This is a genomic window from Xenorhabdus griffiniae, from assembly GCF_037265215.1.
GTDB lineage: Bacteria > Pseudomonadota > Gammaproteobacteria > Enterobacterales > Enterobacteriaceae > Xenorhabdus > Xenorhabdus griffiniae.
Window position 1 is genome coordinate 3,047,657 of the sequence record NZ_CP147737.1, and the last position, 13,786, is coordinate 3,061,442.

At 47.4% G+C, this 13,786-nt stretch carries 12 protein-coding genes; all 12 read right to left on the reverse strand.

Features of this window, described 5'->3' with window-relative positions; all coding sequences use genetic code 11:
- Position 1: 1 nt before the first annotated feature.
- Positions 2-1,864 (reverse strand): NADH-quinone oxidoreductase subunit L, encoded by a 1,863-nt coding sequence (gene nuoL, locus WDV75_RS13275; RefSeq protein ID WP_273571154.1) that lies wholly within the window; start codon positions 1,862-1,864, stop codon positions 2-4.
- The gene (gene nuoK / locus WDV75_RS13280; RefSeq protein WP_189759294.1) at positions 1,861-2,163 is read right to left on the reverse strand and encodes an NADH-quinone oxidoreductase subunit NuoK; all 303 of its coding nucleotides are present in this window, start codon (positions 2,161-2,163) and stop codon (positions 1,861-1,863) included. Before nuoK ends, nuoL begins: the two co-directional genes overlap by 4 nt.
- Positions 2,163-2,693, reverse strand: a complete 531-nt coding sequence (gene nuoJ / locus WDV75_RS13285) for an NADH-quinone oxidoreductase subunit J (RefSeq protein WP_189759295.1) — start codon at positions 2,691-2,693, stop codon at positions 2,163-2,165. The genes nuoK and nuoJ overlap by 1 nt, the downstream gene beginning before the upstream one ends.
- 12 nt (positions 2,694-2,705) lie before the next feature.
- Positions 2,706-3,248 carry an NADH-quinone oxidoreductase subunit NuoI gene (nuoI, locus tag WDV75_RS13290; RefSeq protein WP_189759296.1) on the reverse strand — a complete coding sequence of 181 codons (543 nt, stop codon included), beginning with the start codon at positions 3,246-3,248 and terminating at the stop codon, positions 2,706-2,708.
- A gap of 16 nt (positions 3,249-3,264) precedes the next feature.
- Positions 3,265-4,242 carry an NADH-quinone oxidoreductase subunit NuoH gene (gene nuoH, locus WDV75_RS13295; RefSeq protein WP_189759297.1) on the reverse strand — a complete coding sequence of 326 codons (978 nt, stop codon included), beginning with the start codon at positions 4,240-4,242 and terminating at the stop codon, positions 3,265-3,267.
- Positions 4,242-6,965: an NADH-quinone oxidoreductase subunit NuoG gene (nuoG, locus tag WDV75_RS13300; RefSeq protein WP_273571152.1), complete on the reverse strand. Its 2,724-nt coding sequence runs from the start codon at positions 6,963-6,965 to the stop codon at positions 4,242-4,244. The genes nuoH and nuoG overlap by 1 nt, the downstream gene beginning before the upstream one ends.
- Positions 6,966-7,026: 61 nt before the next feature.
- Entirely contained in the window at positions 7,027-8,391 is a 1,365-nt protein-coding gene (nuoF, locus tag WDV75_RS13305) for an NADH-quinone oxidoreductase subunit NuoF (RefSeq protein WP_273571151.1), read from the reverse strand.
- Entirely contained in the window at positions 8,388-8,933 is a 546-nt protein-coding gene (gene nuoE, locus WDV75_RS13310; protein WP_273571150.1) for an NADH-quinone oxidoreductase subunit NuoE, read from the reverse strand. Before nuoE ends, nuoF begins: the two co-directional genes overlap by 4 nt.
- 2 nt (positions 8,934-8,935) lie before the next feature.
- Positions 8,936-10,735 carry an NADH-quinone oxidoreductase subunit C/D gene (gene nuoC / locus WDV75_RS13315; protein WP_273571149.1) on the reverse strand — a complete coding sequence of 600 codons (1,800 nt, stop codon included), beginning with the start codon at positions 10,733-10,735 and terminating at the stop codon, positions 8,936-8,938.
- A gap of 75 nt (positions 10,736-10,810) precedes the next feature.
- Positions 10,811-11,485: a NuoB/complex I 20 kDa subunit family protein gene (locus WDV75_RS13320; RefSeq protein WP_047769419.1), complete on the reverse strand. Its 675-nt coding sequence runs from the start codon at positions 11,483-11,485 to the stop codon at positions 10,811-10,813.
- A 15-nt stretch (positions 11,486-11,500) separates the two neighbouring features.
- On the reverse strand, positions 11,501-11,965 hold the full coding sequence (locus tag WDV75_RS13325) for an NADH-quinone oxidoreductase subunit A (RefSeq protein ID WP_047769421.1): 465 nt from the start codon (positions 11,963-11,965) through the stop codon (positions 11,501-11,503).
- Between the two features lie 708 nt (positions 11,966-12,673).
- The gene (hexA, locus tag WDV75_RS13330; protein WP_189759303.1) at positions 12,674-13,666 is read right to left on the reverse strand and encodes a transcriptional regulator HexA; all 993 of its coding nucleotides are present in this window, start codon (positions 13,664-13,666) and stop codon (positions 12,674-12,676) included.
- Positions 13,667-13,786: the final 120 nt, after the last annotated feature.

Sequence of the window (13,786 nt, forward strand, 5' to 3'; positions counted from 1 at the left end):
ATTAAACCAAAAGCAGCAGAGCTAAAACCAGCACTGCACCCAACCCCATAGAGGTAGCATACCAACGGACTTGTCCGTTCTCACTCCAACGTAGCCCTTTATTGCCCCAACGTGACAATATGGCTGGAATGTTCATCAGTGAGTTCAAAGGATCACTTTGCAACAGGCGAGTGATGCCCTTGAATGGTTTCACAAATACCCAGTCATATAGCGCGTCAAATCCCCAGGCATGGAACCACCATGTGGAGAAGAAGCGCCCTGGGGCGCTGTTCGCCGTGGCATTAACCACACCACGTTTGCCCAGATACAACGCAGCCGCCAGCAAGATACCGACAATAGCAACCACACCAGAAATAATTTCCAATGTCATTTTGCCATCATGCCCTGTCGAGCTGTTTCCTGATAGAACACTCTCAGGTAAGACTCCCGCCAGCGGTGGAACAATTAGTGCGCCCACAAAAGTGGACAACACCAACAATACTGACAATGGCAAAGTGTGAGTAATGCCCTTGACTGGATGAGCATGGGTATTTTCTTCACCGTGGAACACGATAAAGATCATGCGGAAGGTATACAGTGATGTCATCAATGCCCCAATCAGCCCCGCCAGCATCAGGTTCATATGACCATTTGCCAACGCGCCCCATAGGATTTCATCCTTACTGTAGAAACCGGCCGTCAATAATGGCAGTGCCGACAACGCAGAGCCTCCCACCAAGAAGCAGAGATAAACAAATGGGATACGCTTACTCAGCCCGCCCATTTTGAAGATGTTTTGCTCATGATGGCAGGCCAGAATCACCGAGCCAGAAGCCAGGAACAGTAATGCTTTGAAGAATGCATGGGTCATCAGGTGAAAAATCGCGGCATCCCACGCCTGTACACCCAATGCCAAAAACATGTAGCCAATCTGGCTCATGGTGGAATAAGCCAGCACCCGTTTGATATCTGTCTGTACCAGTGCTGCGAAACCTGCCAGCAGCAAGGTGATCGCACCAATAACACCGACCAAATGTAAGATATCAGGCGCCATCAAGAACAATGCATGGCTACGGGCAATCAGATAAACCCCAGCAGTAACCATTGTAGCGGCGTGGATCAGCGCAGAAACGGGTGTCGGACCGGCCATCGCATCTGCTAACCATGTTTGCAATGGTAACTGAGCGGATTTACCGACAGCCCCCCCCAGAATCATCAAGGTTGCCCAGGTGATCGCGCTAGAGCCTACTTCAATATGTTGTGGCGCCAATACCGCCAATTCGCGGAAACTCAACGTACCAAGCTGGTCGTAAAGGATAAACATACCAATGGCAAGGAATACATCACCAACACGGGTCACAATAAAGGCTTTCATTGCCGCCGCGCCATTGGCAGGGTTTTTGTAGTAGAAGCCGATCAACAGGTAACTGCACAGGCCGACGCCTTCCCAACCGAGATACATCAGTAGTATGTTATCTGCCAGTACCAATACCACCATACTGGCGATAAACAGGTTGGTATAGGCGAAGAATCGGGAGTATCCCTCTTCACCGCGCATGTACCAGGAAGCGTAAATGTGGATCAGGAAACCAACGCCAGTCACAACACTCAGCATTGTCAGTGACAGACCATCCAGCACCAGATTAATCGGGATGCTGAAATTATCCACTGCCATCCAGTTCCACAGCGTCTGGCTGTAAACCAGCCCCCCTGCCCCATTCTGGGTAAGAAAATCAATCGCTACCCAGAAGGTAACCAATGCTGCCAGCCCAACAGAACCACTCCCAACGGTAGCTGACAAATTTTCAGACCAGCGGCCACGGGAAAATGCCAATAGCAAAAATCCCAGCAGTGGCAGCAGAATTGTTAAATAGAGTAAGTTCATCCGCGCATCTCACTGACTGTATCAATATTCAGGTTTTGGCGACGACGGTGCAACTGTAGTAACAGTGCCAAACCGATACTCGCCTCGGCGGCTGCCAGCGTAATGGCCAGAATGTACATCACCTGACCATCAGGCTGGAGCCAATAGCTGCCAGCAACGACAAACGCTAGCGCTGAAGCATTGATCATGATTTCCAACCCGATCAGCATAAATAACAGATTGCGGCGGATAACCAGGCAGGTAAAGCCTAATGTAAACAAAATAGCCGCCAAAATGAGGCCATGGTGTAACGCTATCATTATTGTTGGTCCTCCGCACGATTGCTGATCACTTCACCTTGCCGATTTTCACGGCCGATGTGGTAAGCCACTACCAATCCTGCCAATAACAGCAAAGAGGCCAGCTCGACCACCAATACATAAGGGCCAAACAGGCTAATCCCTACTTCTTTGGCACTGACGACTTCACCACTGATTTCAGCAGATGACAGGGTACTGATGGCGTAAACCAACACAATCAACAGCACGATAGACAGGAGTGACGGGCCAATCCAGGCACGGGGTTGTAACCAGCGCCGTTCCTGCTCGACAACTGATTTTCCCAGATTCAGCATCATCACGACGAAGACGAACAACACCATAATTGCGCCCGCGTAAACGATGATCTCCAAAGCACCAGCAAAATAGGCACCCATTGAAAAAAACACAACAGACAGGGCTAACAAGGAAATAATCAGATACAACAGTGCATGTACCGGATGCGTATGGGTTACTACCCTGAGTGTTGCGAGAATCGCAACCAGCCCTGCGACATAAAATGTAAATTCCATGAATATCGCTCCTTACGGCAACAGGCTTTTAACGTCGATAGGCTTAGCCTCATTGTCGGCTTCACCTTTATCCTTGCCGTCAATTGCCATACCTGTCTTACGGTAAAAGTTATAGTCAGGATATTTACCTGGCCCTGAAATCAGCAGATCTTCTTTCTCGTATACCAGATCCTGACGTTTGTATTCACCCAGTTCAAAATCCGGTGTCAACTGAATAGCGGTAGTTGGGCACGCTTCTTCACACAGGCCGCAGAAAATGCAACGCGAAAAATTGACGCGGAAGAATTCAGGATACCAGCGCCCATCCTTATGCTCTGCTTTTTGCAGTGAAATACATCCCACCGGACACACCGCTGCACACAAGTTACACGCAACACAACGCTCTTCACCGTCAGGATCACGCGTCAGAACGATGCGCCCACGGTAACGGGGTGGCAGATAAACCGGCTCTTCCGGATACATTTTTGTTTCGCGTTTATGGAAGGCATGAAGCCCTATCATCCAAATACTGCGTACCTGGGTGGCAAAACCGACCACTAATTCTTTCAATGTCATGGTTCAATCCCCCCCTTTATTGAGCGTTGTATAAAATAACTGCGGCTGTCGCTAGCATATTCAGTAACGTTAACGGCAGACAAACTTTCCAGCCAAACGACATCACCTGGTCATAACGAGGACGTGGCAAGGCAGCGCGGATCAAAATGAACATCATCATGAAAAATGCTGTTTTCAGCGCAAACCAGACGAATGGAGGCAAGAGAGGTCCATTCCAGCCACCAAAGAACAGCGTGACGATCAAAGCAGATACCGTCACAATCGCGATATATTCTCCGACAAAAAACAGACCGAATTTCATGCCGGAATATTCGATGTGATAGCCATCGGCCAGTTCTTGCTCGGCTTCCGGTTGGTCAAAGGGATGGCGGTGACATACCGCGACACCCGCAATGGCAAAAGTCAAGAAGCCAAAGAATTGAGGAATGACATTCCATACATGTTGCTGTGAGTTGACGATATCCACCATGTTAAAGGAACCAGCTTGTGCCACAACGCCCATCATGGACATGCCGAGGAAAACTTCATAACTCAATGTCTGTGCTGATGCACGCATCGCACCCAGCAAGGCATATTTGTTGTTACTCGCCCACCCCGCAAACAGCACGGAATAAACCGCCAAGCCCGCCATCATCATGAAGAATAAGATACCAATATTCAGGTCTGCGACCATCCATGTCGGGCTGACTGGCACGATCGCAAAGGCCAGAAGCATTGAGCTGAATGCAATGACAGGAGCCAAAGTGAAAATGGCTCTGTCAGAAAAACGTGGTGCCCAGTCTTCTTTAAAGAACATTTTGATCATGTCTGCGACAAGCTGCAATGAACCGCCCCAACCGACTCGGTTTGGCCCATAACGGTTTTGAAACAGGCCAAGGATACGGCGTTCAAAGAAACTCATGAATGCCCCGCAGATCACCACGACCAGTAGAATGACAACCGCTTTCAGTACAGTAATCAGGATTTCAATGACATCGGGAGTCAACCAGCTCATTATGCAACCTCCCGTAAGTTATGGACTGATTTGCCTGCCAGAACCGGCGGTATACCTGACATTCCCAGTGGCAAGCCAATTTGCCCTTGGGCCAGATTACCACTTAAGCGCACGGCCAAACGCAGTTGCTGCCCTTCACAATCAAATGTCATCACAGCGCCTTCTTTCACCTTCAAATGCTCCGCATCTTTTTGATTAATCATCACATACGGCTCAGGCATACGTTCCTGTATTACATCAGAACGTTGTGACAGCTCTTCACTGCCAAACAAATGGAAATAGGGCGCAACATGCCATTGATCTTTTTGCGCAGTAAATGCGGTCGGGATAGCGTCAAAATAGTTCAACCCACCATCAACCGTTTCAATCAAACGAACCCCTGGATCGCCAAAGCGCAGCTTGCCCCCCACTTCAGCCTGGAATTTATTCCACGCTTGCGGTGAGTTCCAGCCTGGTGCCCATGCAAATGGAATTTGCTGACGTGGTGCATATGGGCTGTTGTTCCCTTCCATTGAGAAAGCAAATGCAGTATCGATATCCTGTGGCTGGCGCTGCTCATGGACACTGACATCAGCCAACATCGCGGTACGGCCGCTATAACGATGAGGTGAACGCGCCAATTTTTGCCCACGAATACGGAATGTCGCATCTGGTGCCGCATCTACGATGCCTTTGAATTGCGGCATCACTTTGACACAAGCTGCAATCACGTGATCAAGTTGTGTCCAATCGGTTTGACACTGTGTATAGGTGGTATACAGGGAATGCATCCAGCGCCAGCTTTCTAACATAACGATGGATTTATCATAAAATGCAGGTTCGTAAACCTGGAAATAGCGTTGAGCACGGCCTTCTTGATTCACCAACGTACCATCGCTTTCAGCAAAACTGGAAGCGGACAGAATCAAATGCGCCTTATCCATAATGGCGGTGCGTTGGTGATCCACGACGATCAGATTTTTCAAACTATCCAGTGCACGATCAATTTTATCCGCCGGTGCATGACGATAGAGATCGTTTTCCATAACGATAGCGGTGTCTGAATCCCCTTTAGCAATACGCTGTAAAGCAGCATCTAATGGCTGCGCCTCCATCATCGCCAATCCCAAGCTATTCGCATATGCGGCAACATAGGAAAGCCCCACATCCGCACCTTTATCTTTCAAGGCCCATGCGATATTGGCCGCAGCCTGAATCAAGGCATCACTGCCTGGATTACTGCCACTGATGATCAAGGGTTTTTTCGCATCACGCAATGCATGTGCAATGATTTCCACTTTCGATTTCAGCTCATCCGGCAGATCATTAACGGCAGGAGCGATATTGTTCAGGGCATGTGCCACGGCAAAACCCAGGCGAGCCTGATCATCAGTAGGTGCACGGTAGCTCCATGCGGCAATATCATCCAGTCGGGTTTCATCGACACTGGTCAAGAAAAGAGGATATTTGGCGTGTTGACCAATATTCATCACAGCTGCAATCTGCCAGTCTGCCACTTTCTGAGCAGCCGCCATTTCACGTGCTTTGCCTTTCACTGCCTGACGCACAGATAACGCCATACGGGCAGCCGTTTGGGTCAGGTCTTCCCCTAACACCAGAACCGCATCATAATCTTCAATTTCACGCAGCGATGGCGTATAAACCCCACCTTGCTGCAGAATTTCTAACATCGTATCAAGGCGATGTTGTTCTTCCGCTGAAATACCACTGTAAAAGTTTTCCGCACCAACCAATTCACGCAAGGCAAAGTTACTTTCAATGCTGGCACGCGGTGAACCGATGCCAATAGCATTTTTCGCCTGACGCAAAATATCTGCGCCTCCTTGCATAACTTGCTCAGCATTCAATGAAATCCACTGATCGCCACGCAATTGTTGTGGCTGGCGAGGACGATCGTCACGGTTAACATAACCGTAACCGAAACGCCCGCGGTCACACATAAAGTAGTGGTTGACTGTGCCGTTATAACGATTTTCTATCCGGCGCAATTCACCGTAGCGTTCCCCTGGGCTGGTATTACAACCAATACTGCACTGTTGGCAGATGCTTGGCGCAAACTGCATGTCCCATTTACGGTTGTAGCGTTCTGAATGTGTTTTGTCGGTAAATACCCCTGTTGGGCAAATTTCAACCAGGTTACCGGAAAATTCACTTTCCAATGTGCCACTTTCAGGACGACCAAAATAGACGTTGTCATGAGCACCATAAACACCAAAATCCGTTCCATCCGCATAATCTTTGTAGTAACGGACACAACGGTAACAGGCGATGCAACGGTTCATTTCATGAGCAATGAATGGCCCCAATTCCTGATTTTTGTGAGTACGTTTGGTAAAACGGTATTTTCGGAATGAATGCCCCGTCATCACTGTCATATCCTGTAAATGACAGTTACCCCCTTCCTCACAAACTGGACAGTCGTGGGGATGGTTGGTCATTAACCATTCCACAACACTGGCACGGAACTGTTTAGCTTCTTCATCATCAATAGAGATATACGTGCCATCTGACGCTGGTGTCATGCAAGACATCACCAAACGACCGCGTGTATCTTCCGCATTTTGATATTGCTTCACCGCACACTGGCGGCAAGCGCCAACGCTTCCCAGCGCTGGATGCCAGCAAAAATAAGGTATATCAAGCCCCAATGAGAGGCAGGCTTGTAACAGGTTATCAGCCCCGTTTACATCATATTCTTTGCCGTCTACATGTATCGTAGCCATAGTCAGCATGCTTCCCAATGGCCTGCCGTGGCAGGCGTTAATCAAAAATTAGCACTGTTTGTTACCAACGCTGGTTGAGCAGGTTTGGTTGAATACCCGCAATCAGATTGGTATTGCCATAATCTTTGGTGACAATTCCCGCTTCAAACTCTTCACGGAAATACTTGATGGCACTCTGCAGAGGTTCCACAGCACCTGGTGCATGGGCGCAAAACGTTTTGCCTGGACCAAGGAAACGACAGAGTTGTTCTAAAGTTTCAATATCACCTGGCTGGCCTTTGCCACTCTCAATGGCCCGGAGGATTTTGACACTCCACGGCAAGCCATCACGGCATGGTGTGCACCAACCACAAGATTCACGTGCGAAGAATTCTTCAAGATTGCGAGTCAGGGAAACCATATTGATTTCATGATCCACCGCCATTGCCAGTGCGGTTCCCAATCGACTACCCGCTTTAGCGATATGCTCAAAATCCATCGGCAAATCTAAATGGTCCGCGGTCAGAAAATCAGTTCCTGCCCCTCCGGGTTGCCATGCCTTGAATTTCAAGCCATCACGCATTCCGCCCGCATAATCTTCAAGAATTTCACGGGCAGTTGTGCCAAAAGGTAATTCCCAAAGACCTGGATTTTTGACTCGGCCAGAAAAGCCCATGAGTTTAGTACCGGCATCTTTACTTTTGCCGGCACTCAAACCGATATACCACTCTTTCCCATGTTCAAGAATGGCAGGAACGTTACACAATGTTTCGACATTGTTGACGCAGGTAGGTTTACCCCATACGCCAGCCGTCGCAGGAAATGGCGGTTTTGAACGTGGGTTTGCCCGGCGCCCTTCAAGGGAGTTAATCAAAGCGGTTTCTTCACCACAGATATAACGCCCCGCGCCAGTATGAACAAACAGTTCAAAATCAAAACCACTGCCCAAAATGTTTTTGCCAAGCAATCCAGCTGCTTTGGCTTCCTCTATGGCTTTGCGTAAATGGTCAGCCGCTTCGATATATTCACCGCGCAGGAAGATGTAACCGCGATAGGCTTTCAATGCAAAGGCACTGATTAACATGCCTTCCACCAACAGATGAGGCAATTGCTCCATCAATAGGCGATCTTTATAAGTACCCGGCTCCATCTCATCCGCATTACACAATAAATAGCGGATATTCATGCTTTCGTCTTTTGGCATCAGGCTCCATTTCAAGCCGGTTGAGAAGCCTGCACCGCCACGACCTTTTAAGCCAGCATCTTTAACCAGTGCGGTAATTTCATCAGGAGCCATGCCCTTCAGTGCTTTTTCGGCTCCTTTATAACCATTTCGGCTTCGGTATTCATCCAGCCAGACAGGTTGTTGGTCATCACGCAACCGCCATGTCAGGGGATGAGTTTCCGCTGTGCGGATAATTTCTTTCACTCCTGAATGCGTTGTCATGGATATTGCTCCAGTAATTTTTCAATTTCTTCGGGTTTTACGTAACTGTGGGTGTCCTCATCAATCATCATCGTGGGTCCCTTGTCACAGTTACCCAGGCAGCAGGTTGGTAACAGTGTGAAACGTCCATCAGCCGTGGTTTGCCCCGGACGAATGTTCAGACACGATTCTATCGCTGCCTGAATACCCTGGTAGCCCGTGATGTGACATACGACACTGTCACAGTAACGAATAATGTGACGCCCCACTGGTTGCCGGTAAATCTGGCTGTAAAACGTCGCCACCCCTTCCACGTCACTGGCCGGAATACCTAATACCTCAGCAATGGCATAAATGGCACCATCCGGCACCCAACCACGCTGTTTTTGCACAATCTTCAATGCTTCGATTGACGCAGCACGCGGATCTTCGTAGTGGTGTTTTTCCTGCTCAATGGCATTACGTTCGTCAGCACTCAATACAAACTCATTCGGGGTCTGAGCGTCCGTTACGTTAACTACATCAAGGCGTGCTTGCTTGTTTGTGTTAAATTCACTTTGCATCGTTAGCGATCCACATCAGACATAACAAAATCGATACTGCCCAGATAGACGATAAGGTCAGAAACCAGACTACCGCGGATCACCGATGGAATTTGCTGCAAGTGAGCAAAACTTGGTGTACGGATACGGGTACGGTAGCTCATGGTGCTACCATCGCTGGTCAAGTAATAACTGTTGATACCTTTAGTCGCTTCGATCATCTGGAATGATTCATTGGCAGGCATGACCGGCCCCCATGACACTTGCAGGAAGTGGTTAATCATGGTTTCGATATGCTGCAAAGTCCGTTCTCTCGGTGGCGGAGTGGTCAGTGGATGATCAGCCTTGAATGGTCCTTCCGGCATATTTTTCAGGCACTGCTCAAGGATGCGCATACTCTGACGGATTTCTTCCACTTTCAGCATTACCCGGTCATAGCAATCACCGTTGTAGCCTGTTGGTATTTCAAAATCGAAATTTTCATAACCAGAATAAGGGCGCCATTTGCGTACATCAAAACCAATGCCAGTGGCACGCAGCCCTGCACCGGTAACCCCCCAGTCCAAAGCTTGTTTGGCATTGTAGGCCGCAACCCCAACAGAGCGCCCTTTCAGGACACTGTTTTTCAACGCTGCTTTGACATAGGAATCCAAACGTTTCGGTAGCCAGTCCAGCAATTCACGCAAGAGTTTGTCCCAACCACGCGGTAAATCATGAGCAACACCACCGATGCGGAACCATGCCGGATGCATACGGAATCCCGTAATCGCCTCGACGACATCGTAAACTTTCTGTCGGTCAGTAAAGGCAAAGAAGACGGGCGTCATCGCACCAACATCCTGGATAAATGTACTGATATAAAGCAGATGGCTATTAATGCGGAACAGTTCGGACAACATGACACGAATTGTTTTCACCCGATCGGGGACTTCAATACCGGCCAGCTTTTCAACCGCCAGCACATACGGCATTTCGTTAACACATCCTCCCAAATATTCGATGCGATCGGTATAAGGGATATAGCTGTGCCATGACTGACGTTCCCCCATTTTTTCGGCACCCCGATGGTGGTAGCCGATATCGGGAACGCAATCGACGATTTCTTCGCCGTCAAGTTGCAGAATAATGCGGAATGCACCGTGAGCAGAAGGATGGTTTGGACCGAGATTAAGGAACATGAAATCTTCATTATCTGTACCACGCTTCATACCCCACTCTTCGGGTTTGAAAGTCAGCGCTTCCATTTCCAGATCTTCTTTCTGCTTAGTCAAGACGAAAGGATCAAATTCCGTGGCACGGGCAGAATATTCCTTGCGCAACGGATGACCTTCCCATGTCGGTGGCATCAAGATACGACGCAAATTGGGGTGGCCATTGAAGGTGATGCCAAACATTTCCCACGTTTCACGTTCATACCAGTTGGCATTTGGGAAAATTGACGTGACAGTTGGGATATTCAGGTCTTGTTCAGCGAGCGCGACTTTCAGCATGATGTCGCGATTACGCTCAATAGAAAGGAGATGATAAAACACCGAAAAGTCAGCTGCCGGCAAGCCTTCTCGGTGAGAGCGCTGACGCTCATCAACGCCATGCAAGTCAAACAACATGACATAAGGTTTAGGCAATTTTTTCAGGAACGTTATTACCTTCAGTAACTGTTCCCGTTTGACCCAAACAACTGGCATACCAGTGCGGGTCGGCTGGATGGTAAAGGCATCCGGGCCAAATTGACGATTAAGCTCGCTGACAACCGGATCATCAAGATGATCTCGTGTTGCCCAAGCAGGCCGTGCGCTTTCTTGCGCTATCTGATCTGTCATCATTCTTCACCACAACGCTTGATCAGGGTTTTTGTGATCGCAACACATTGCTCTGGTTACGCTATATGGCTAAAAGCCTTAAATTTCGTCTGGCGTACGCAGATTTTTCACTGCAATACGTTCACCGCGTTTCCTTTCTCTTTCTGATTGCATATTGGCGCGGTAAACCCCTTGATCGCCAACCACCCATGACAGTGGGCGTCGTTCTTTGCCTATGGACTCTTGCAATAGCAGCAGAGCCTGCATATAGGCTTCAGGGCGAGGAGGGCAGCCAGGAATATAAACATCGACAGGGATAAATTTATCAACCCCTTGAACTACGGAGTAAATGTCGTACATACCACCAGAGTTTGCGCAGGCTCCCATTGAGATAACCCATTTCGGCTCCAGTAATTGGTCGTACAGGCGTTGAATGACGGGCGCCATTTTGACGAAACAGGTCCCGGAAATCACCATGAAATCAGCCTGACGGGGAGATGCTCGCAATACTTCGGCACCAAAACGTGCAACATCGTGGACAGCGGTAAATGACGTCACCATTTCCACGTAGCAGCAAGAAAGTCCGAAGTTATAAGGCCACAGGGAGTTTTTCCTCCCCCAATTCACCATATTATGCAGAGCATGTTCCAGTTTCCCCATATAGACACTTCGGTGAACATGTTGCTCCAAGGGATCGCTGACAGTTTCCTGTTTTTGCAGGGGATAACGGTCATTCTCACCGTTAGGATCTATGCGGGTGAGCGTATAATCCATCTTTATGCCTCGCTATTACTGCATGTGACTGTTGTTGGTATGATTGCCAGTAGTGTTGATATAAGTATCAGCACTCGGTTTACTAACCTGACGTTTTGAACGCGCTGGTGTCCAATCCAATGCCCCAATACGCGCCAGATAAACCAAACCTGCCAATAACACCAAAATGAAAATGCTTGCTTCGGCAAAGCCTAGCCAACCGCTCTCTTTGATTGAGACGGCCCATGCATACAGGTAAAGGACTTCAATGTCGAAGATAACAAAGAACATGGCAACCAGATAAAACTTCGCCGACAGACGCAAACGTGCACTGCCGACAGAATCGATACCTGATTCATAAGGGACGTGTTTTGCCCTGGCTTTCGCCCTGCCCCCCATGAAGTACCCACCCAGTAGCATGAATGCGCACAAACCAAGAGCACCTATTAGAAAAACCGCGAATGCCCAGTGATGGGCTAAAATTCCAGTGGATGTAGACATACTCGTTGCTTACTCATCAAAAGTGGTGTCAAAGTGTCTGCTCTTTTTGCCGGCAGTGTTGCACCACATCGATTCATGGGAAGGGATAACAACCAAATCTGAAACAACGCTAATCAATGTATCTTATCGATTGAATCGTCTTGGTTTTTATTCCTCTCAACAAAATTCGCCCTAACGGCAAAAGCACCTGCCTATTTATTTACAAACCACAAACCATTAATTAACGGATTGTGCTGGCATACCGCTAAAACGTGTCAGTCGTACAAAAAAACCTCTTCCTGACATAACTAGTCTAACCGATAACTCGACTTTACTACACCATTATCGCAGGAAAAACCTGTCTTTCCACTGCACTGCTTGGGGTATTTTTATGATCAAGTGCACAGTTTCATTGAAAAATATTCAACACTTGAATGTAATTTATTCAACGATTAATAAATTGTTTCTAAAAAGAACGATTAAAGTGCAATAAGCGAGCTATTTCTGAAAATGGTTTATTTTATCAAGTTAGGAAAATGAAATTTGTTAACAAAACAACATTCTATTAACCAAAATTCGAAAGGTATAGGAAAATTAGTAGGGTATATTTCTTATTAGAAATATCAGAAATGGAAATGAAAATTTGAGAAGATTATTAATAAGTAATTAGCAACAGGCTAATACTTCCATAAATAAAATGGAAATATTAGCCTATAAAACACATAATACTTATTCGTCTATATTTTCAGCGGAATTTTCATCCACTGTTTCAGTTGATTTGATGGGTTCAATCGTATCGATAGATTCATCCATTTCGTCGGATTCATCAGATTCAACAGCTGTTACAGTATAAGGTGTTTTCTTATTTTCTATTGCATCAAAAACAGTCAAAACAGATTCGTTCTGTTCGTTACTATTACGATATAAGAAGAATTGGATTTCCGGCAGACGTGGTAATCCTTCAATTTCACCTAAAATTCTCAGGTCCGCATTCTGCATTTCCAGAGGGCGAGCCGTAATGCCGACTTCTGCATTCACAGCCGCGCGAACAGCGGATAAGGAAGCAGCTTCATACGCAATACGCCATGAAATGCCAGCCATATCCAGTGTTTCCTGAGCGATCTGGCGGAAAGGATTAGTTTCATCCATTACAACCAACGGGACAGGCTCGTTTGTCTGCAATTGGAAATCTGGTGCACAGTGCCATAAAACAGGCGAAGAACGTAAGAGTGTTTTAGGATGGTGGTTGATTTTTGCTGTGGTGACTGCCAAATCAATCTCATGGTTATCCAACATGCTTTCGATAAACTGAGCGCGCTTAATACGCACATCAACGGCCACACGTGGATAGACAGAGGCAATACGGTTCAATAAGAAAGGAAGCAGTGTATCAACAGCGTCATCGGATACACCTATTCTTAATTCACCGTCGGCATCATTGTAGGTTAATGATGCGGTTGCATCGTCATTAGCACGCAGAATTTGGCGTGCGTAACCAAGAAGTTGAAGACCATGTTCGGTCAGAAGCTTATTGCGACCGTGACGAGCAAACAACTCTCTCCCCACGAGATGTTCCAACCGCTGCATTTGCTGACTCACAGCTGACTGCGTTCTAGAAACAGCTGCCGCTGCTGCTGCAAAAGTATTTAAGTCAGCAACAGCAACAAAAGTTCTTAGCAGATCGAGATCGAGGTTTATTATCTGACGATTTGCATTTATCATTGTTTATTCATCACTTTTTTTTGATTTTAATTACTAACTAACCTGGTGTTTTTACTTCAGCAGTATCAAATAAAATAATACCGATTGTGACATTACTCTACTCTATTAAATAGGGCAAAG

Excerpts from the sequence above, each read along its gene's own strand:
- nuoL (WP_273571154.1), bottom strand. The coding sequence starts at position 1,864 with ATGAACTTACTCTATTTAACAATTCTGCTGCCACTGCTGGGATTTTTG.
- nuoK (WP_189759294.1), bottom strand. The coding sequence starts at position 2,163 with ATGATAGCGTTACACCATGGCCTCATTTTGGCGGCTATTTTGTTTACA.
- nuoJ (WP_189759295.1), bottom strand. The coding sequence starts at position 2,693 with ATGGAATTTACATTTTATGTCGCAGGGCTGGTTGCGATTCTCGCAACA.
- nuoI (WP_189759296.1), bottom strand. The coding sequence starts at position 3,248 with ATGACATTGAAAGAATTAGTGGTCGGTTTTGCCACCCAGGTACGCAGT.
- nuoH (WP_189759297.1), bottom strand. The coding sequence starts at position 4,242 with ATGAGCTGGTTGACTCCCGATGTCATTGAAATCCTGATTACTGTACTG.
- nuoG (WP_273571152.1), bottom strand. The coding sequence starts at position 6,965 with ATGGCTACGATACATGTAGACGGCAAAGAATATGATGTAAACGGGGCT.
- nuoF (WP_273571151.1), bottom strand. The coding sequence starts at position 8,391 with ATGACAACGCATTCAGGAGTGAAAGAAATTATCCGCACAGCGGAAACT.
- nuoE (WP_273571150.1), bottom strand. The coding sequence starts at position 8,933 with ATGCAAAGTGAATTTAACACAAACAAGCAAGCACGCCTTGATGTAGTT.
- nuoC (WP_273571149.1), bottom strand. The coding sequence starts at position 10,735 with ATGATGACAGATCAGATAGCGCAAGAAAGCGCACGGCCTGCTTGGGCA.
- WDV75_RS13320 (WP_047769419.1), bottom strand. The coding sequence starts at position 11,485 with ATGGATTATACGCTCACCCGCATAGATCCTAACGGTGAGAATGACCGT.
- WDV75_RS13325 (WP_047769421.1), bottom strand. The coding sequence starts at position 11,965 with ATGTCTACATCCACTGGAATTTTAGCCCATCACTGGGCATTCGCGGTT.
- hexA (WP_189759303.1), bottom strand. The coding sequence starts at position 13,666 with ATGATAAATGCAAATCGTCAGATAATAAACCTCGATCTCGATCTGCTA.